The following is a 19,625-nucleotide window of genomic DNA, read 5'->3' on the forward strand; positions in this document are numbered from 1 at the left end:
CCTCCTAACAGCAGAGTTCTTCTTCTTTTAATTCTTTATAACCCTTTTCTTCGATTTCACGGGCCAGTTTAATATCACCAGTTTTTACTATCTTTCCATCTATAAGAACATGTACAAAATCTGGTTTCACATAATCTAATATCTGATTGTGATGGGTAATAATTATCACGGCATTATTATCAGATGACAGCGTTTTTATTCCTTCTGCTACAGTTTTTGTAGCATCAATATCAAGTCCAGAATCTGTTTCATCAAGTACTGCCAGTTTAGGTTCTAAAACAGCCATCTGCAGGATTTCATTTTTCTTTTTTTCTCCTCCAGAAAAACCTTTGTTTAAATACCTTTCCGCATATTCCTTATCTATATCAAGTAATTCCATTTTTTCTTCAAGCAGAAATTTAAATTCAAAAATACTCTGATTTTCACCGGTCACGGCCGATTTTGCAGTTCTGAGAAAATTCTCTACTGTTACACCTGGAATTTCCTGAGGGTATTGAAAAGACAAAAATATTCCTCTTTTAGCTCTTTTATCAACAGCAAGATCATTGATAACATCTCCTTCAAACTTAATTTTACCCTGAGTGATTTTATATTCAGGATGTCCCATCAATACATTTGCCAGTGTTGATTTCCCTGCACCATTAGGCCCCATTATTACATGGGTTTCCCCCTTATTTACCTCTAAATTAATTCCTTTTAAGATTTCCTGATCTTCAACTATAGCTTTCAAATTATTAATTTCGAGAAGTTTTTTATTCATAATATCGATTCCCCTTATTCATAGTTTTTTACTCAAGTTTATTACTGTGTATATCATACTATATTACTCGGGATTAGTCAAGTTTTTAGTTAACAAAAAAATAGCTATTTTGAAGTGAATGTACTCTCTCCAAAATAGCTTAATAAAACAGCGGAAAATAATGATTCCCTTCAACAAATTCAGTGTTTTCACTTTCAGCAATTTTATGCTCATTCCAAAAAACTTTGATCATTCTAAACCCTTCTTTCATTAAAATATAAACTATGGTTCTCCCACAAAAAAGGTATTTGCGTCTCTAACTCATTTTTCGATTAAACTATCATTTTATTATTTTATATTATTTATAAAAATACTTTATAAATTAACATCTTTATGTTATAATATAAATCGATGTGAAAACAATAACATAAGAGGTGATATTTGTGGAAAAAGAAAGAAAAGAAAAATTGCTTGCTGAAACAAGAAAAACAGCTGAAGATTATTTTAGGAGGGGAGATTATTTCTGTTCAGAATCAGTTATTACTACAATTAATGATGCTTTAGGACAGCCTTTTGACCCCTCAATTGTAAAAATGGCTTCAGGTTTTCCAATTGGAATTGGAAAGTCAAAATGTTTATGTGGAGCAGTAAGTGGAGGTGTTATGGCACTCGGACTTGCTTATGGCCGCGAAAACCCTGGTGATCCAATGCCAGATTCATTTCCAAATAGTGCTGATCTGCATGATTATATAATCGAAAACTATGGTTCAACCTGCTGCAGAGTTTTAACAAGAGAATTTGATGATTTTAATTCACAAGAAAGAGCCAATCACTGTATTCAAATAACCGGAGAAGTTGCTGCCTGGGTAATGAAAAATTTTATTGAAAATGAAATAATAAAATAAACGGGGTGTTTACAAAATGAAAAATATAATTAAGAATACACCTATCGCTATATCAGGATTAATGCTGGGACTTGCCGGATTGGGAAATTTAATTGCTCCTTATGGAAGTATTTATAAAACAGCTGCTGGTATTTTATCAGCAGCAATAGCTTTACTTCTCATAAGCAGATTTATTTTTTTCTATCCAGATTGTTTAAAAGACTTAGAAAACTCAATTATTGCAAGTGTTGCTTTAACTTTTCCGATGGGAATAATGATCTTATCTACATATATAAAAAATATTTCCCATCAGGCCGCACTATTCAGCTGGTATACAGCTGTAGTACTACATGCTCTATTAATTTTACTGTTTTCTTTTAAATTTATTATCAATTTTGATATCAAAAAAGTATTTCCAAGTTATTTTATAGTTTATGTGGGTATTGTAGTTGGAACTGTTACTGCTCCAGCTTTTAACAGGATTCAGCTGGGACAGATTCTTTTTTATTTTGGTTTTATATGCTATATGATTTTATTACCTGTTGTAAGTTACCGGGTTTTTAAAATAAAACAGATAGCAAAGCCAGCATTACCCACTCTAGCAATTTTCACTGCACCTGCCGGACTGTGCCTGGCTGGATATATGAGTTCTTTTTCTGAAAAAAATACATTTATTTTCAGTCTGCTTTTGGCTTTAACATTAATTTCTGCAGCAGCAGTTATATCTTATTTACCAAAAATGATTTCTATAGGATTTTATCCGAGTTTTTCTGCTTTTACATTTCCTTTTGTTATAACAGGAATAGGGCTAAAAATGAGCAGTATTTATTTGAAAGAAAAATTTAATTTCAGCTTTTTAAAATATCCAGCTTTAATTGTTGAATTGCTAGCAGTTATACTGGTTATTTATGTTTTTTTACATTATTTTAAATTTTTATTAAATAAAGCTAAATATTAATATATATTATTTCACCAGCACTGCAAAATATTTAGATACAAGCTATAATTCCATGCCAAAAAAACAAAATGTCCTTTTAACTTCTTTATTACAGCAAGGTTAAATTTTGTTGATGCCGGAAATTACGAATCCATAATTTTATCCACAATAAACAATCTGGTATAATTTCCTGATATTATATAATGTTGATAGATAAGAAAAAAGCTAAAAAATTTATGATATTATCATAAATGAATTGAAAAATAGAATTAATAATAAAAATTAACTAAAGCTTTACTGCCATATTTAATTTTCCGCAGTAGAGCTTTTTTGTTTAAATTCAATTACAATTCATCTTAAAATAATGTTATTTAACCTTGAATTTTTACAGTTCAGTTTCAGAATATTGTTTATACTTTAATAAAAGATTAAAATTAAATTAGAAAATAGACGAAAAAATTAAAGGTTGGAGGCAATTAATGTGAAAACTAAAAATTATTTTACAGCCTATGAATATCTCAATCAGCTCAAATTAATGTATAAATCCTATTTTGATTTAGAAGAAAATAAGGAAATTGCCAATAAAAAATTTGATCTATATGCATTTGCCCAGATAAAAAATGAAAAATATTTTGCCAGTAGAAAACTTAAAATTTGGGAATACACTCAATATGACCACTGTTTAATTGATATCAATAATAGAAATAAATTAATTCCAGATAAAAATTTTCTGAAAAATACCATTGAAAAAATTGTCGATCCCCATCGCAATCATATGCAGAGTTATATAACATTTGTAAATATAAGAGAAAACTCTTTTACTGAAAAAGAAATAAATGAAATCAATAACTTTTCCTATTCCAAAAGTTTTCTTTTAGGCTTTAAAGGCTGGTGTGATGTTTGCTTAATAGCAGTTGACCTTTCAAATAATAAAGTATATACAAATCAGAAAGGTAAAAAAGTAGCTGATAATTATCAGCCCGAAAGATTCATTAAAGCAAAATCTTCATAAATAACTTTATATTCCTTGAAGGGGGGTCTGAGAGTAGTTAAACTGGTTAAGTTAATAATATTCTAACATTTATACTCATAAAATATTATTAACTAAAAACAAAATTATTAAAGGGGGAAATGAAATTGAGTATTTCTATTATATTAATTTTAATTGCTCTAGTATTATTTATTTTAGCATTTTTTACTTATGGTAGTTTTCTCAAAAAAGAATGGGGATTAGATAATAGTAAGGATACTCCTGCTCATACTATGAATGATGGAGTAGATTATGTACCTGCTGAAGCTCCTGTATTATTGGGGCACCACTTTGCATCTATTGCTGGTGCAGCACCAATCATTGGACCAATAGCTGCTTCTGTATTTGGCTGGATGCCTGTACTTGCCTGGCTCGTTATTGGTGGTATCTTCTTCGGTGGAGTTCATGATATGGGTTCACTATTTACTTCAGTAAGAAATGGCGGACGTTCAATTGGAGAAGTTATAAACAAAAATATAGGTTCTACTGGCAAAAGATTATTCAGTATTTTTGCCTGGTTAACACTCATTCTTGTAATTAGTGCTTTTATGTCCATAGTTGCTGAAACTTTTACTTCTACACCTTCAGCTGCTACAGCCTCTATTCTTTTTATTGCATTAGCTATATTATTTGGTATAGTGAGAACTCGCTCCAACTTATCACTTGGTTCTTTAACATTAATTGGAGTTATCTTATTATTTATTGCTGTTGCAATTGGGCTTAATTTTCCAATTCAAATTGGCTATAATACCTGGTTAATTATCTTAAGCATTTATATATTTATTGCTTCAGTAACTCCAGTCTGGATTTTACTTCAGCCTAGAGATTATCTAAATTCATTCCTATTATATGCACTTTTAATTGGAGGATTTGTGGGAATTATAATTGGAGGTCCATCTTTTAAATTACAAGCATTTACATCTTTTCAAACTTCCAGTGGATATTTATTCCCGGTTTTATTTGTAACTGTTGCCTGTGGTGCTATTTCTGGATTCCACTCCTTAGTAGCTTCAGGTACAACTTCCAAACAGTTAAATAAGGAAACAGATTCACAAATGATTGGTTATGGTGGTATGTTAATTGAGTCCTTCCTGGCAGTTATTGCCCTTATTACCGCTGCTATGCTTACAAAAGGACAGTATTCTGAACTTCTTGCAAATGGTGGCCCGGTTAATGTATTTGCCAATGGTATTGGTAATTTAACTGCTAATTTTGGTATTCCTTTTAAAGTTGGTATGAACTTTGCTGCTCTGGGTGTATCAGCATTTGCTATGACTACTCTTGATACAGCCACAAGGTTAGCCCGCTTTATTTTTCAGGAATATTTTATAGAAGCTGAAAGTGTAGAAGAATCAGACAATCCATTAAGTAATATGTATGTTGCTACTTTAATTACAGTAGTTTTATCTGCAGCCCTTACATATTCTGGTGGCTGGTCAACAATCTGGCCAATCTTTGGCTCAGCCAACCAGCTATTAGCTGCACTGGCACTACTTTCACTATCTGTCTGGCTTGCCCAAAATGACAAGAAAAATTTCTACACAGTTATTCCAATGGTGTTTATGTTTGCTGTAACTTTAACTGCTCTTGTTTTCCTTGTTTATCAAAATCTTGCAGCTGGAAGTATGATTATAGCTGTACTTGGTGTGCTTCTTTTCGTACTTGCAATAGTACTGGTAAAACAGTCTTACAAACATCTTACAAAAGATACTGGGAAGTTGAATATTTAACCCAAAGTTAACTGGACTTTCCCCATTTTTTATATACTGCTGCAAAAAGGGGAGATGCAGGAATATTGAAATTTTTAGTCAATGAATCTTAACGAAATGAAGGAAGAAATAGGGTTGAACTGCAGGATGGAGTGAGCTAATCATGAGTCAGGAGGACTCATTGATTAGTGTGCCCTATTTCACACCCGAATTGAGTTTTAGCTAAATCTAAAAATTTCGTTGATGACTAAAGCCCCCTTTTTGCAGCTTGAAAATAAATTTTGGGGAAACTCCTAAAAGTTAAGAATTGCACCTTACAACTTGTATAATGTAAAAAGGCTGGTCTGATAATTTACTCAGATCAGCCTTTACTTTTTATTATTTTTAATATATTATTTATGAAATATTATTCTTCTATTTCTGTCAGATATTTTCTTTTAAAAATTAACCTCAATATTACATAAATAGGTACAGCAGTTAAAGCTCCAATAAAACCAAAAAGATATACTGCTGCCAGTACAACAAAAAGAACTACTAATGGATGTATTTCCAGCCGTTTCCCCTGAACAAATGGACGTATCAGATTTCCTTCTAGATATTGAGCTATTAAAAGTACAATACCTACACCAAAAATCATTACAAAACCTTTGGAAAGTGCTACAAAAAAAGCCGGTAAACTGCCTATAATTGGCCCTATAATCGGCACAAGAGAAGTTATCATTGCTATTAAAGCCAGTGTAATGGCATTAGGCAGACCAATTATTAAAAATCCAACCAACATTACAACTCCCAATAATAATGCAACAACCAGCTGTGAGCTTATAAAAGTGGATAATACCTGATCTATCTCTATTAATAAAGTTTTGGTGCTTTCTTTTTTCTCTTTAGGCATAATTCTCATTAAATTTTTATAAATTTTTTCATCATCTTTTAGAAGGTAAAAAAGGACAAATGGAATTAAAACAATTATCATTCCAACATTAGTTATAGAAGCAAATATACCCATATAATTATAAGTGGATATTTTTTGAATAATCCTGTTTGCATAATTAATTACTCTTTCCTGAAGATTTAGCTCCTGTAAGTAATCTGTTTCTGCAGTCAGAAAGCCGCGCAATTTTTCTAAATTGTTTAAAATAATTTCATAACTTGAAGAATAATATCTGCTCAGTTCTTTTACTTCATTATAAATAATACTGCCGCCAAAATAAAAAATGAGTATAAGAAGTAAAATAACCGCCAGCAGAGTTATAATAATAGATATTGCTTTGCTTTTTATCCATCTATTTAAAAATCGCACTGAAGGACGCAGAAGATAATATAAAAATCCACCAAATAATAGTGGCAGTAAAACAAAAGATAAAACCGATGTAAGCGGCTTCATCACATATGGTATCTGACCTGCTAAAAAAATAATTAAAAGCACCAGTATAACTGCATAAGCATTCCTAAAAAATTTGTTTTCTGTCATTAGAATTTCTCCTCAAAATTTTCTGTAATCTATTTTCTGCTGTCAGACAAATTTACTCTTTTGGATTATTATGATGGCAATCTTTGGCAACAACATTTATTGCCCTTGTTACAGTTGCCAGCAAATCTACAGAATTCTGCTGTTCTAATTCTGCTGTTTTTGTAAAAACCTCACCTTTTTTTGTTGCAACATATTTTGCCGGCAGCCGATTAAGAGCATAAGTTGCCATATCAATAAGACATTCCTCACAGGTACAAATATTCTGAAACTTTTCTCTTTTAAGAAGTTCAGACATGCTGTTTAAGACTATATCCTCTGTGTGATTATGCAGTTTCTTCCTTATATTTTCTATATACTTTTCTGCACTCATAAAATATATCCCTCTCCTTTTATATTTTAGTTATTGTTATTTTTATATTTCTTTATAAAACAGCAAATACCTGCTTTTAAAAAATACAGCTCCTATAATCCATTCTAACTATAATCTGCTAAAATTTATCAGAATTTATACGCTGAATTATAGTGAGATTTAGAGATTTATCATAAACTGCAGCAATTTTTAAATCAGCAAAAAAAAGAGGAGGGAAAACCCTCCTCTCATTATAAACCAGGATATTAAATTAACTGCCATATTTATTTTATATTATTTATACTATTTTATATAATCTTACAGCTGTTTAGCTTGATATTCTCCAAATTCATCTCTTAGAACATCACTTATTTCATTTAAGCTGGCATATGCTTTTACTGCTTCAATGATTGGATACATTAAATTTTCTCCATTTTGAGCTGCTTTTCTTACTTTTTCTAGGCTTTTTTCTACTGCTTTATTGTCGCGTTCTGCTTTTACTTTTTTGAGCCTTTCTAACTGTTCCTGTTCAACTTTGGGGTCAACTTTTAGTAGATCTACTTTTTCATTTTCTGTTTCGGTAAATTCGTTTACTCCTACCACAATTCTTCTTTTTTCGTCGATTTTTTTCTGTGTGTTATAGGCACTATCCTGAATTTCTTGCTGTACATAACCGGCTTCTATGGCTTTAGCCATTCCACCTAACTGATCAATTTTTTCGATATATTCTTTAGCTTCTTTAACAAATCTATCTGTCATATTTTCTATATAATATGAACCAGCAAGTGGATCAATTGTATCACTTACACCACTCTCATGTGCAATTATCTGCTGTGTTCTTAATGCCATTTTAACTGAATGTTCTGTCGGCAGACTTAAAGCTTCATCATATGAATTAGTATGCAGTGATTGTGTTCCTCCTAATGCTGCAGCAAGTGCCTGTAGAGTTACTCTTATAATATTATTCATAGGCTGCTGTGCTGTTAATGCAGCTCCTGCAGTTTGTGTATGAAATCTCAGCATTTTTGATTTATCCTTTTTGGCTTCAAAACGTTCTTCCATAATTTCAGCCCAAAGTCTTCTGGCTGCTCTAAATTTAGCAACCTCTTCCAGGATGTTCATCTGTGCATTAAAGAAGAACGATAATCTTGGTGCAAAATCATCGACATCCATTCCTATATCTACTGCAGCTTCCACATATTCTATTCCATCTGCAAGTGTAAATGCAAGCTCCTGTACTGCATCTGAACCAGCCTCGCGAATATGATATCCACTGATACTAATTGTATTCCAGCGCGGCATATTTTCAGAACAGTATTCGAAAATATCTGTAATTAATCTCAGAGAAGGTGCTGGGGGATAAATATATGTGCCTCGGGCAATATATTCTTTTAAGATATCATTCTGAATTGTTCCAGCCAGTTTTTCAGGACTTACACCCTGTTTCTCTGCAACTGCTATATACATTGCCAGCAAAACAGCAGCTGGGGCATTGATTGTCATAGAAGTACTTACTTTATCTAATGGAATTTCAGTAAACATTGTTTCCATATCTTCTAATGTATCTATTGCCACTCCAACTTTACCAACCTCTCCCTGTGCAAGAGGATTGTCAGAATCATAACCAATCTGTGTCGGCAGGTCAAAGGCAATACTTAAACCTGTCTGCCCCTGTTCTATAAGATAGTGAAACCTCTCATTTGTTTCCTTGGCAGTACCAAATCCGGAATACTGACGCATTGTCCAGAGTCTGCTTCTGTACATTGTTGGATAAACTCCACGTGTAAATGGATATTTACCCGGGAAGCCAATATCTTCTACTGGATCGATACCTCTGGTATCAAGTGGTGTATATAGTGGATCCAGCTCCACACCAGAATCAGACTTAAATTCTTCTTTTCTCTGTCCAAAACGATCTACTGTTTTTTGAAACTTTTCTTCACGCCACTTTTTATCTTCTGCTTTTAATTTTTTTTCATCCATAAATATTGACTCCTTTTTATTGTTTCAATTTTTGGCCCAGTTCAAAGGCCTTCATGTTCATTTCCACAGTCTTTTCTGGAACACGGTTTTTGATCGCTTCTTTTATATTTTTTGATGGAATTGTATTCCCAATAATTTCAGAAATTACTCCAAGTACAACAATGTTTGCTGTTAAAGTTAATCCGACATCTTCAGTTGCAGTTTTCATTATCGGCAGTGAAAGAATATTATCCTTCACTTCTTCTGCTGCTTCCGAGATATCTATTCTTTGATCTACGATCATTACTCCATCTTCTTTTAGTTCAGACCCGTATTTATCAAAGGCAGCCTGTGTCAGACATAGCAGGCAGTCTGGTGTAATTACCTTTGGATAATCAATAATCCCATTATTTAATACTACCTCTGCTCTGCTGGCACCACCTCGGGATTCTGGCCCATAAGACTGAGTTTGAGTTACATTTAAACCATCAACTTTTAATGCAGCTTCAGCCAGAATAATTCCAGCAAGGATCATACCCTGTCCACCAGCTCCACTTAATCTGATTTCATATCTGGACATTATTCATCCTCCTTTGCAAAACTGTCTATTATCTGCTGATAACGTGCAGTATATTCTGATTCAGGATCATCTTTGCGGTGAATAACACCCAGTGGAAAGATTCCTTCCTTTTCTTCTTCGGGCATTTTCTCCCATTTTGATGCAGGTACTGTATGTTCTTTCTGCCAGTCCAGCATTTCTGTCGGGCCACCAATATTATTTTTACGTCCATAATTTACAGGACACTGATCTAAAGTTTCAATAAAAGAAAATCCTTTATGTTCCAGACCTTCTTTGTACAATTTGGTCATCTGACGTGGATTATATGTTGCACCACGGGCAACAAAAGTTGCACCTGCTGATCTTGTTAAATCTACCAGATCAAAGTCCTGATCAATATTTCCATATGGTGAAGTTGTTGCAACTGCACCTGTAGGAGTCATCGGGGAATACTGACCACCTGTCATACCATAGATTTGATTGTTGAAAAGAATTACTGTCAAATCAATATTTCTCCGACAGCCGTGAATTAAATGATTACCACCTATAGCAGATCCATCGCCATCTCCGGTAAGCACAATTACATTCAGTTCAGGATTGGCAAGCTTAATACCTGTTGCAAAGGCAATTGCTCTACCGTGTGTTGTGTGTAAAGTATCAAATTTGAGATAACCTGGTGCTCTACCTGAACATCCAATTCCTGATACTACAACTGTTTTATCTGGATCTATGTCTGTCTGATCTATTGCTCTGACTAAACTGTTCAAAATAGTTCCATGACCACATCCTGGACACCAGATATGCGGCAGCTTGTCTTCTCTTAAATATTTATAGATATCTACAGCCATTATTTTACCCCCTCAATCTCGGCCAGTACGTGCTCTGGTTTAATTAATGTTCCATCATAGCGGTTAATACCGACAACTTCCGCCTGACCTTTAGCAGCTCTTTCTACTTCTCTTATAAGCTGGCCCTGATTTAATTCAGGTACAATAATTTTATTGGCTTTTTCAGCCAGTTTACTGACTTTTTCTTCAGCAAATGGCCAAATCGTTTTAAGTTTAATCCACCCGGCATTTAAACCGTTTTCTCTTGCCTCATTGACTGCACTAACTGCAGAACGAGCAGTTGAACCATAACTTAAAACCACAATATTGTCGTCTTCTCTAATATCTTCATCATAAAGAATAATTTCATCCAGATTATTTTCTATTTTTGCTGTCATACGGTCCATCAATTTTTTGGCATCTTCTGTAGTTCCTCTTGGGAATCCTGTTTTATCATGAAAAAGTCCTGTTGTATGATAGCGAAATCCTGTACCATAATCTGGCATAGGTGGAACTAAATCATCTGTCCACTCATAAGGATTGAAGTTTTCTTTATCTGCATCTGCAGGAGGTCTTTTTCTATCCCAAACCTCTATCTCATCAGCATCTGGTAGTATTACCTTTTCTCTCATATGTCCTACTATTTCGTCTAATAATAGAATAACCGGCTGACGATACTTTTCTGCAAAATTAAATGCTTTAACAGTCAAATCAAACGCTTCTTTTACCGAACTTGGAGAAAGTGCAATAATAGGGTGATCACCATGTGTACCCCACTTTGCCTGCATAACATCTCCCTGAGATGGAGAGGTTGGAAGTCCTGTTGAAGGACCGACTCTCTGAACATCTACAACTACAACCGGTGCTTCAATCATAATTCCAAGACCTAAATTTTCCTGTTTTAATGAAAATCCTGGCCCACTTGTTGCTGTAATAGATTTCTTTCCACTCAGCGACCCACCTATTGCACAGGCCATACCTGCCAGTTCATCTTCCATCTGTATAAATTTACCACCTACTTTAGGCAGTTCTCTTGCAAATCCTTCTGCTATTTCAGAGGCTGGTGTAATAGGATATCCTGCAAAAAATTCAGCACCTGCAGCCATTCCACCTTCAACTACTGCTAAATCTCCCTGAAGTAATACTGCTTCTTTTTTACTCATTAACCTTCACCACCTTTAATACAAAATCCGGACAGCTTAATTCACAATTTTCGCAGCCAATACATTTATCAATATCATCAATTTCCACTCTATCCTGACCCAGTTTTAGTACATCTGTCGGACACACATGTACACATATTCCACATCTTTTACACCAGCCAGAATTGGCAAGTGTTACTTTATCTCCCTTAGCCATCAACTCACTCCTTTTACTTAGTAAAGTTTTTTTAGATTAAATATTAATATTTTATATGTAACTTTTGGGTTATATCTGCAAATTAACTTTTTAGCTGATATTATTTTTTTAAACTTAATATCACTATATTTATTTTTTTAACCCAGTACAGAAATAAGTGTTCCTGCAGCTATTGCAGAACCAATTACTCCAGCAAAGTTAGGGCCCATTGCATGCATAAGTAAATAATTTGATGGATTTTCTTCCTTGCCCACCTTCTGAACAACTCTGGCCGCCATCGGTACAGCTGATACTCCGGCAGCTCCAATCAGCGGATTTACCTTACCTCCACTCAATTTATAAAACAGCTTACCTAAAAGAACACCTGCAGCTGTTCCAATACTAAAAGCTATCAGCCCTAAAACAAGTATTCCTATTGTCTGGGGATTTAAAAATGCTTCTGCACTTGCTGTAGCACCAACTGTTATACCTAGAAAAATAGTTACAATATTCATCAGTGAGTTCTGGGTTGTCTTTAAAAGCCTGTCAACAACTCCTACCTCACGCATTAAGTTTCCAAACATCAGACTTCCCAGCAGCGGCAGTGCGGACGGAACTAATAATCCTCCCAGAACTGTTACGCCAACTGGAAAGAAAATCTTTTCTTTTTTGCTCACCGGACGCAGCTGCTCCATTTTTACCATCCGCTCTTCTCTGGTGGTAAGCAGCCTCATTATAGGTGGCTGAATAATCGGCACCAGTGCCATATAAGAATAGGCTGCAACTGCTATCGGACCCAAAAGATGAGGTGCCAGCTGACTTGCTGAAAAAATTGCAGTAGGCCCATCGGCTCCACCTATGATTCCTATTGCACCTGATTCTGCCGGTGAAAAGCCGAGAAATAAAGCACCAAAAACTGTGGCAAATATACCAAACTGTGCTGCTGCTCCCAACAGTGCATTTTTTGGTTGAGCAATCAGTGGGCCAAAATCTGTCCAGGCACCAACCCCCATAAAGATAAGTGGTGGATATATTCCAAACTTTACTCCATAGTAGATATAATAAAGCAGACCACCTTCTTCCATCAGACCGCCTAACGGCAGATTAGCAAGCAGCATGCCAAAACTTATAGGAACCAGAAGAAGAGGTTCATATTTTTTGACAACAGCAAGATAAAGCAGAATCATGGAGATTATAACCATTATAATTTGTGCTAGAGATAAATTGTAATATCCTGTAGATTGGATGAACATCGTTATTTTATCTAACATCTTTGCTGCCTCCTACTCCAGTTTTAACAGTACTTGATCTGCTTCTACACTGTCACCTTTTTTAACAAGTATTTCTTTTACTGTTCCTGCTGATGATGCAGTAACATCGTTTTCCATCTTCATAGCTTCTAACACCATTACTGTCTGTCCTACTTCTATTTCGTCACCTTCAGCAACTAATACTTTAAATATATTGCCCGGCATCGGTGCTTCAATAACATTGGAGCCACCGCTACTGCTTTTCTTTTTTGGCTTTACAGCTGTTTTTTTCTTTGCTGCAGGTGCTGTTTTTCTAGCAGGAGCTGTATTCTGTACTGCTGGAGATGCTGCAGTAGAACTGTTTTCCTCTGCATCTAACTCTTCTACACTAACAATAAATTCTTCCCCATCTACCTCTATCTTAAATTTTCTCATTAATATACCCCCTATCTTTTCCAGGAACTATTCGCTTTTTTGATTGATATTATTCTGTATCTTTTCTCTTCATCCAGAAGCTGATAAACTGCTGCTGCAGCGGCGGCAATTTTTCTTTTTCTTGCAAGCCCGTTCTCCCCATCATCTATCTCTGATTCATCTATTTCTGCTTCAGCTGAATTGCCTATACTGCTGTCATCTTTTTTAAGAACTTTTTTATCACCAAAAAATTTACCTAGCAGGTACATAAATACTGATAAAAGATATAGTGATATAAAGACTGTCCCCATTCCTATTATCATCAGCTGAACTCCATAAACATATTTATTCATTTTTTATGTCACCCACTTTATAATGGAATATTTCCATGCCTTTTATCAGGATAATCTTCTCTTTTATTTATCAGCATTTCCAATCCATTTATTATTTTAGCTCTGGTCTCTTTCATTTCTATAACATCATTTATCATACCTCTACCTGCAGCTACATATGGATTAGCAAAATTGGAGCGGTATTCATTTATCTTATCCTGACGAACTTTTTCTGGATCATCTGCAGCAGCAATTTCTTTTCTGTAAATTATGTTTGCTGCTCCCTCTGGTCCCATTACAGCTATTTCTGCTATCGGCCATGCATATATCAAATCAGCTCTAACTGAACGGCTCCCCATGGCAATATAAGCTCCACCATATGCTTTCCTCATTATGAGAGTTATTTTTGGTACTGTTGCTTCTGAATATGCATAAAGAATTTTTGCTCCATGTCTTATTATTCCACCATATTCCTGTTCTGTTCCCGGTAAATATCCTGGTACATCAACTAGACTTATAATGGGAATATTGAAGCTGTCACAAAATCTGATAAATCTCGATATTTTATCCGAAGCATCGATATCCAGACATCCAGCCAGATGCTGAGGCTGGTTTGCAGCAATACCCACACTTCTTCCATTTAAACGTGCAAAGCCAATTACTGCATTTGGAGCATAATATGGCTGTACTTCAAAAAACGAACTTTTATCTACGATAATATCTATTACATTTCTTACATCATATGACTTTTTGTTATTATCTTTTACTAGCTCTTTCAGCTCTTCCACCGAACGTCCTGGGTCATCATCTGTCTCAAATACAGGCGGCTCTTCTTTGTAATTATCAGGTATATATGAAAGCAGCTTTCTTATTTTGGAAAGAACTTCTTCTTCAGAGTTTTCAATAAAATGTGCAACACCACTTGTCTGGTTGTGGGTCATTGCTCCACCCAGGTCTTCAGCTGAAACTTCTTCCCCTGTAACAGATTTAATTACCCCCGGCCCAGTTATAAACATATGGCTTGTCTGGTCTACCATAAAGATAAAATCTGTGATGGCTGGAGAATATACTGCTCCACCTGCACATGGACCTAAAATAGCAGAAATCTGTGGAATACGTCCTGAAGCCTGTGTGTTGCGGTAAAACACCTCTCCATATCCGTCCAGGGCATCTACACCTTCATTGATTCTGGCTCCACCTGAATCATTTAATCCTATTACTGGTGCACCATTTTTCATGGCCAGGTCCATAACAGTCTGAATTTTTTTGGAATGAGCTTCACCCAGCGAACCACCCATTACAGTAAAATCCTGGGCAAAAACATAAACAAGGCGCTCATCGATTGTACCATATCCTACTACAACACCCTCACCTGGCACATCTTTTTCGTCCATTCCCAGGGAAGTACTTCTGTTTTCTATAAACATATCAAGCTCATTAAAACTGCCGTCATCAAGCAGATATTCTATTCTTTCTCTGGCGGTTTTTTTACCTTTTTTGTGCTGTTTTTCTATTCTTTTTTCACCACCACCAAGTTTTATTTTTTCTTTTTTCTGCCTCAGCTCTTTTTCTTTCTCATTAACTGACATTACTTGTCCTCCTCATCCAGTGGTTCACATAATTCAAGCAAAACTCCATTTGTTGTTTTGGGATGAACAAAAATGATTTTCATATTATCTGCACCTTTGGTAGGTTTATCACCAATAAATCTGGCCCCTTTTTCTTTCATATCTCCAATTTTAGCTTCAATATCTTCCACTAAAACGGCCATATGATGAATACCTTCACTTCTTTTATCAATGAATTTTGCAATTGGGCTTTCACTATTTAGAGGTTCAAGTAATTCTATTTTTGTTTCTCCCAGCTGAAAGAAAGCAATATTAACTCCCTGGTCTTCAACTGTTTCTACAGCCATTTTTTTAAGACCAAGTATATTTTCATAAAAATTCATTGTTTTTTCCAGATCTTTCACAGCAATACCAATGTGTTCTATTTTTTTGGTATTCAATTTAATACCTCCTTTTTATTCGGGAAGTCTATTTTTTAAAAGCTCTTCAGCCGCCGTATAAGGATCTTCAGACAGGTCTCTAATTGCCTTTAATTTTTCACTGAAGTGTTCGGAATTTTCGATAGGTTTAATGATCTTAGCCAGAACCCTCTCTTCCATTAAGTTGATCAATTGGCGCCTCATAACTTCATGACGATTTTCTTTTAACTGTCCATCATTTTGAAGATATTCTTTATGATCATTAATCTTTTCAACAAGTTCAGCTATCCCTTTATTTTCAGTAGCAGTTGTTTTTACAATTGGAATCGTCCATTTTTCTCCCTCTTTATGAGTTAATCTCACCATCTGTTCTAAAGTAAGCTCCATTTTTATGACAGAAGGGCGGTCAGATTTATTAAGCACAAAAATATCTCCTACTTCCATTAATCCGGCCTTAAATGTCTGAATATCATCTCCTGCTTCAGGAACTGTCACAACTAAAGTAGTATCTGCAAGATCAACAATATCTACCTCATTCTGACCTACCCCAACTGTTTCTATCAATATGTAATCATAACCTGCATAAGACAGAAGCAGTACTGTATCATATATAGCTGGATTTAATCCCCCAAGAGTTCCTCGTGTACCCATACTTCTTATAAAAACTCCTTTATCTGCAGCTACATTATCCATACGGATTCTGTCACCTAAAAGAGCTCCACCACTAAATTGGCTTGTAGGATCTATAGCTATAATGGCAACTTTTAATCCCTGTTTCCGCCAGTGTAAAACTATTTTATCTGTCAGTGTGCTCTTTCCAGAACCTGGAGGTCCGGTAATACCAACAAGATAGGAGATTTCTGCACTTCCATAAAGTTCCTTGAGAAGGGCAAAACCTTTATCTCTATCATTTTCTATAAGAGAGATGGCACGTGCAATATGTTTTTCTTCTCCAGCTTTTATACCTTCAATCATCTCCTGTAAAGACTGCATCATATTATCCTCCAATTATTTTGCTCTTTCTTCAATAAAGTCAACAATTTTCTGAATAGGGGTTCCTGGTGTAAAGATACCATCAATACCCAGTTCTGTAAGATATTCATGATCTTCTTCTGGAATAATGCCGCCAGCAATAACAAGTACATCTTCAAAATTTTCTTTTTTGAGAAGCTCCATTACACTCTTAAATAGATGGTTATGTGCTCCAGAGAGAATACTCATTCCAATTACATCCACATCTTCCTGAATCGCAGCTCTAACAATATCTTCAGGAGTGTTTCTGAGTCCGGTATAAACAACTTCCATACCAGCTTCAATCAGCCCCCGGGCAATTACTTTTGCACCTCTGTCATGTCCATCCAGACCTGGTTTTGCAATAAGTACTTTAATCTTTTCTTTAGCCATAATGATCCTCCTTTCCCTCTTTGAATAATTGTATACAATGATATTTATAAAAAAACACAGCTAAGGAGTAAAATCAGCTTCTGCCAAATTCACTCCCTTTAAACTATTTTATCCTGTAACTTCCTCAATCTTATTATAAGGAAAAAACTTCTGAAATGCAATAACTCCTGCAAAAATAGCAAATCCCAGTAAATCAGTTGGCCCACCTGGTTTAATAAGAAGCAGAGCAGAACCCAGCATAAATATCCTCTGGAGTATATTGCTTTTTCGCAAAAACCAGCCTTCATTTGCAGATGCAAGTGCAATAACTCCAACAAGTGCTGTTAAAGTAACAGTAATTATTCCCATTGGTGTGCTGTTTAATCCCAATAAAGCAGGACTTAAAACAAACATATATGGAATTAAAAAACCTGCTGAAGCCATTTTAAATGCCTGATAACCAGTTTTGTTAATATCTCCTCCGGAAATACCTGCCGCAGCAAAAGCAGCCAGTGCAACTGGAGGTGTAACATTAGCCATCATAGCGAAATAGAAAACAAAGAAGTGTGCAACCATTGGTTGAATCCCAAGTTCTCCCAGGGCTGGTGCAGCCATTGTAGCCGTGAGTATATATGCTGGAATTGAAGGCATACCAAGTCCAAGTATAATACAGGCAATCATTGTAAAGAAGAGAGTTAATAATAAGTTTCCACCTGACCAGCTAATTATAGCTCCAGCAAGTTTGGAACCAAAACCTGTTCTGGTAGAAACACCAACAATAATACCAACCACAGCTGTTGCGATAGCAACTCCAAGAGCATTTAAAACACCTATTTTTAATGCTTCCATAATTTTCATTGGTGTCATTCTGGTTTCTTTTTTAAACCAGCTTACTACTATAGTAGAAACAATAGCAAAGAAAGCTGAATAAGTAGGAGTATAGCCATTAACAAGAAAATAAACAAGTATAATTAAAGGAATAAATAAATAACTTTTTTCAACAAGCAATTTCTTTAGATTTGGAACCTCATCTGCATCCATCCCTCTTAAATTCTTTTTAGATGCTCTAAAATAAACCATTGTTACTGCAGCAATATAATAAAGCAGTGCCGGAATAATAGCAGCATAAACAATATTTATGTACTTTATCCCAAGTGTCTCTGCCATAATAAATGCAGCTGCACCCATAACCGGCGGCAAAAATTGCCCTCCACAGGAAGCTGCAGCTTCAACACCACCAGCAAATTCAGAAGAATATCCTATTCTCTTCATAAGTGGGATTGTAAAAGCTCCAGTAGTTACAACATTTGCAACTGCTGCTCCATTGATAGATCCCATAAGACCACTGGAAATAACAGCAACCTGAGCAGGACCCCCTTTACTCTTACCAGCAATCGCAATCGCAAGGTCATTAAAAAAGTCTCCCACACCAGACTTAAGCAAAAATGCTCCAAAGATAATAAATAAAATCAAATACTGTGCTGAAACACCAACAGCAATACCATAAATACCTTCAGTTGTAAGGTACATATACTCCATGATTTCACGGAAGGCAAAACCTCTATGTGCCAGTCTCCCTGTCAGCAAATTTCCATACATAGAATAAATCAAAAAAACCACGGCAATAGATGGCAGTACATTACCCATTACTCTTCTGGCACCTTCAATTACCAAAAGCAGTGTGATTGTTGCTACAACAATATCTGTGTCCGTCGGCATCCCGGCACGCCAGACAAGTTCCATATAATTACTAGAAATATAATATATTGAATAAAAACTAAGCCCTACTAAAACAATATCAATTATTTTTACATATAATTTTTTGCTTTTATTAAATGGATATAATATAAAAATCAAAATTAAAACTACACCAACATGAATTGCCCTGTGTTTTAAAGCCACAGGTGTTCCAAATCTTGAGGTGTATAGATGATAAAGAGCCAATCCAACAGCAATAACTGTAACTAAAATATTGGTATATTTATTTAAGTCTCTTTTTTTGGAATCTTTATCAATTTGTTTCTGTCTTTTATCTTTTTTAATATCAGACATATTTCCCCTCCTTAATTATCGCAAAACTTATTTACTTAATTCAAATTTTATTTTAGCCCAGTTTTCGCTTAGTTCAACTAAATTTATTTTTTCATCATTTATAATTAAATAATGAGGAGATATAGACGAAACTATATAATCTAATGTTTTATATTTAATATCTACACTATCATAGATAAAATAACCATCTTTTATCTCAAATTCCCAGTCATCTGGCAAAACTGATGGAACACCAGGGCCAGTTGATGGCACTCTTATTTCTCTCAAGATCATTTCCCCATCTTCACTTACTTCAAATAAGTCATCCCAGGGTTCTAATTCACTTGAATGTATAAAAGTAACAATAAATTCAGAACCTACTTTAACTGGTATATTCATTAAGACTTCCCCTGAACCTTCAGT

The 19,625-nt window shown here is 35.0% G+C and carries 21 protein-coding genes; 4 read left to right on the plus strand and 17 right to left on the minus strand.

Features of this window, described 5'->3' with window-relative positions:
- Positions 1–4: 4 nt before the first annotated feature.
- On the minus strand, positions 5–760 hold the full coding sequence (gene sufC / locus DFR78_RS05460; protein ID WP_114457828.1) for a Fe-S cluster assembly ATPase SufC: 756 nt from the start codon (positions 758–760) through the stop codon (positions 5–7).
- Positions 761–1,182: 422 nt separating this feature from the next.
- Here sufC and DFR78_RS05465 point away from each other — a divergent pair, with 422 nt between their 5' ends.
- From DFR78_RS05465 to DFR78_RS05480, 4 genes are all read left to right on the plus strand, one after another.
- On the plus strand, positions 1,183–1,644 hold the full coding sequence (locus DFR78_RS05465) for a C-GCAxxG-C-C family protein (protein WP_114457829.1): 462 nt from the start codon (positions 1,183–1,185) through the stop codon (positions 1,642–1,644).
- 16 nt (positions 1,645–1,660) lie between these two features.
- Complete coding sequence (locus DFR78_RS05470) at positions 1,661–2,581, plus strand: TDT family transporter (protein ID WP_114457830.1); 921 nt, start codon at positions 1,661–1,663, stop codon at positions 2,579–2,581.
- A 460-nt stretch (positions 2,582–3,041) separates the two neighbouring features.
- Positions 3,042–3,572, plus strand: coding sequence for a hypothetical protein (locus DFR78_RS05475; protein ID WP_114457831.1), 531 nt, complete (start codon positions 3,042–3,044; stop codon positions 3,570–3,572).
- Between the two features lie 119 nt (positions 3,573–3,691).
- Positions 3,692–5,320, plus strand: a complete 1,629-nt coding sequence (locus tag DFR78_RS05480; protein WP_114457832.1) for a carbon starvation protein A — start codon at positions 3,692–3,694, stop codon at positions 5,318–5,320.
- A gap of 385 nt (positions 5,321–5,705) precedes the next feature.
- Here the strand turns inward: DFR78_RS05480 and DFR78_RS05485 are convergent, their stop codons facing one another.
- From DFR78_RS05485 to DFR78_RS05560, 16 genes are all read right to left on the minus strand, one after another.
- Positions 5,706–6,770 (minus strand): AI-2E family transporter, encoded by a 1,065-nt coding sequence (locus DFR78_RS05485; RefSeq protein ID WP_114457833.1) that lies wholly within the window; start codon positions 6,768–6,770, stop codon positions 5,706–5,708.
- 52 nt (positions 6,771–6,822) lie between these two features.
- Positions 6,823–7,140 (minus strand): late competence development ComFB family protein, encoded by a 318-nt coding sequence (locus DFR78_RS05490; RefSeq protein ID WP_114457834.1) that lies wholly within the window; start codon positions 7,138–7,140, stop codon positions 6,823–6,825.
- Between the two features lie 297 nt (positions 7,141–7,437).
- Positions 7,438–9,102 (minus strand): methylmalonyl-CoA mutase, encoded by a 1,665-nt coding sequence (locus tag DFR78_RS05495; protein ID WP_114457835.1) that lies wholly within the window; start codon positions 9,100–9,102, stop codon positions 7,438–7,440.
- Positions 9,103–9,118: 16 nt separating this feature from the next.
- Complete coding sequence (locus DFR78_RS05500) at positions 9,119–9,661, minus strand: 2-oxoacid:acceptor oxidoreductase family protein (RefSeq protein WP_114457836.1); 543 nt, start codon at positions 9,659–9,661, stop codon at positions 9,119–9,121.
- Complete coding sequence (locus DFR78_RS05505; protein ID WP_114457837.1) at positions 9,661–10,488, minus strand: 2-oxoacid:ferredoxin oxidoreductase subunit beta; 828 nt, start codon at positions 10,486–10,488, stop codon at positions 9,661–9,663. The genes DFR78_RS05500 and DFR78_RS05505 overlap by 1 nt, the downstream gene beginning before the upstream one ends.
- Positions 10,488–11,630 (minus strand): 2-oxoacid:acceptor oxidoreductase subunit alpha, encoded by a 1,143-nt coding sequence (locus DFR78_RS05510; protein WP_114457838.1) that lies wholly within the window; start codon positions 11,628–11,630, stop codon positions 10,488–10,490. Before DFR78_RS05510 ends, DFR78_RS05505 begins: the two co-directional genes overlap by 1 nt.
- Positions 11,623–11,826, minus strand: a complete 204-nt coding sequence (locus tag DFR78_RS05515) for a 4Fe-4S binding protein (protein WP_114457839.1) — start codon at positions 11,824–11,826, stop codon at positions 11,623–11,625. The genes DFR78_RS05510 and DFR78_RS05515 overlap by 8 nt, the downstream gene beginning before the upstream one ends.
- A gap of 137 nt (positions 11,827–11,963) precedes the next feature.
- Positions 11,964–13,076 carry a sodium ion-translocating decarboxylase subunit beta gene (locus tag DFR78_RS05520; RefSeq protein WP_114457840.1) on the minus strand — a complete coding sequence of 371 codons (1,113 nt, stop codon included), beginning with the start codon at positions 13,074–13,076 and terminating at the stop codon, positions 11,964–11,966.
- Between the two features lie 12 nt (positions 13,077–13,088).
- Positions 13,089–13,490: a biotin/lipoyl-containing protein gene (locus DFR78_RS05525; RefSeq protein ID WP_114457841.1), complete on the minus strand. Its 402-nt coding sequence runs from the start codon at positions 13,488–13,490 to the stop codon at positions 13,089–13,091.
- Between the two features lie 11 nt (positions 13,491–13,501).
- Positions 13,502–13,822, minus strand: a complete 321-nt coding sequence (locus DFR78_RS05530) for an OadG family protein (RefSeq protein WP_114457842.1) — start codon at positions 13,820–13,822, stop codon at positions 13,502–13,504.
- A 17-nt stretch (positions 13,823–13,839) separates the two neighbouring features.
- Positions 13,840–15,390 carry an acyl-CoA carboxylase subunit beta gene (locus DFR78_RS05535; RefSeq protein WP_114457843.1) on the minus strand — a complete coding sequence of 517 codons (1,551 nt, stop codon included), beginning with the start codon at positions 15,388–15,390 and terminating at the stop codon, positions 13,840–13,842.
- Positions 15,390–15,809 (minus strand): methylmalonyl-CoA epimerase, encoded by a 420-nt coding sequence (gene mce, locus DFR78_RS05540; RefSeq protein WP_114457844.1) that lies wholly within the window; start codon positions 15,807–15,809, stop codon positions 15,390–15,392. Before mce ends, DFR78_RS05535 begins: the two co-directional genes overlap by 1 nt.
- A gap of 15 nt (positions 15,810–15,824) precedes the next feature.
- Positions 15,825–16,781 (minus strand): methylmalonyl Co-A mutase-associated GTPase MeaB, encoded by a 957-nt coding sequence (gene meaB, locus DFR78_RS05545; RefSeq protein WP_158531717.1) that lies wholly within the window; start codon positions 16,779–16,781, stop codon positions 15,825–15,827.
- A 15-nt stretch (positions 16,782–16,796) separates the two neighbouring features.
- A complete protein-coding gene (locus DFR78_RS05550; RefSeq protein ID WP_199505562.1) occupies positions 16,797–17,192 on the minus strand; it encodes a cobalamin B12-binding domain-containing protein in 396 nt (131 codons plus the stop codon).
- Between the two features lie 108 nt (positions 17,193–17,300).
- Positions 17,301–19,223: a TRAP transporter permease gene (locus tag DFR78_RS05555; RefSeq protein ID WP_114457847.1), complete on the minus strand. Its 1,923-nt coding sequence runs from the start codon at positions 19,221–19,223 to the stop codon at positions 17,301–17,303.
- 27 nt (positions 19,224–19,250) lie between these two features.
- Positions 19,251–19,601 (minus strand): DUF1850 domain-containing protein, encoded by a 351-nt coding sequence (locus tag DFR78_RS05560; RefSeq protein ID WP_158531718.1) that lies wholly within the window; start codon positions 19,599–19,601, stop codon positions 19,251–19,253.
- Positions 19,602–19,625 lie beyond the last annotated feature (24 nt).

This window comes from Halanaerobium sp. MA284_MarDTE_T2 (assembly GCF_003337245.1).
Classification (GTDB): Bacteria; Bacillota; Halanaerobiia; order Halanaerobiales; family Halanaerobiaceae; genus QPJE01.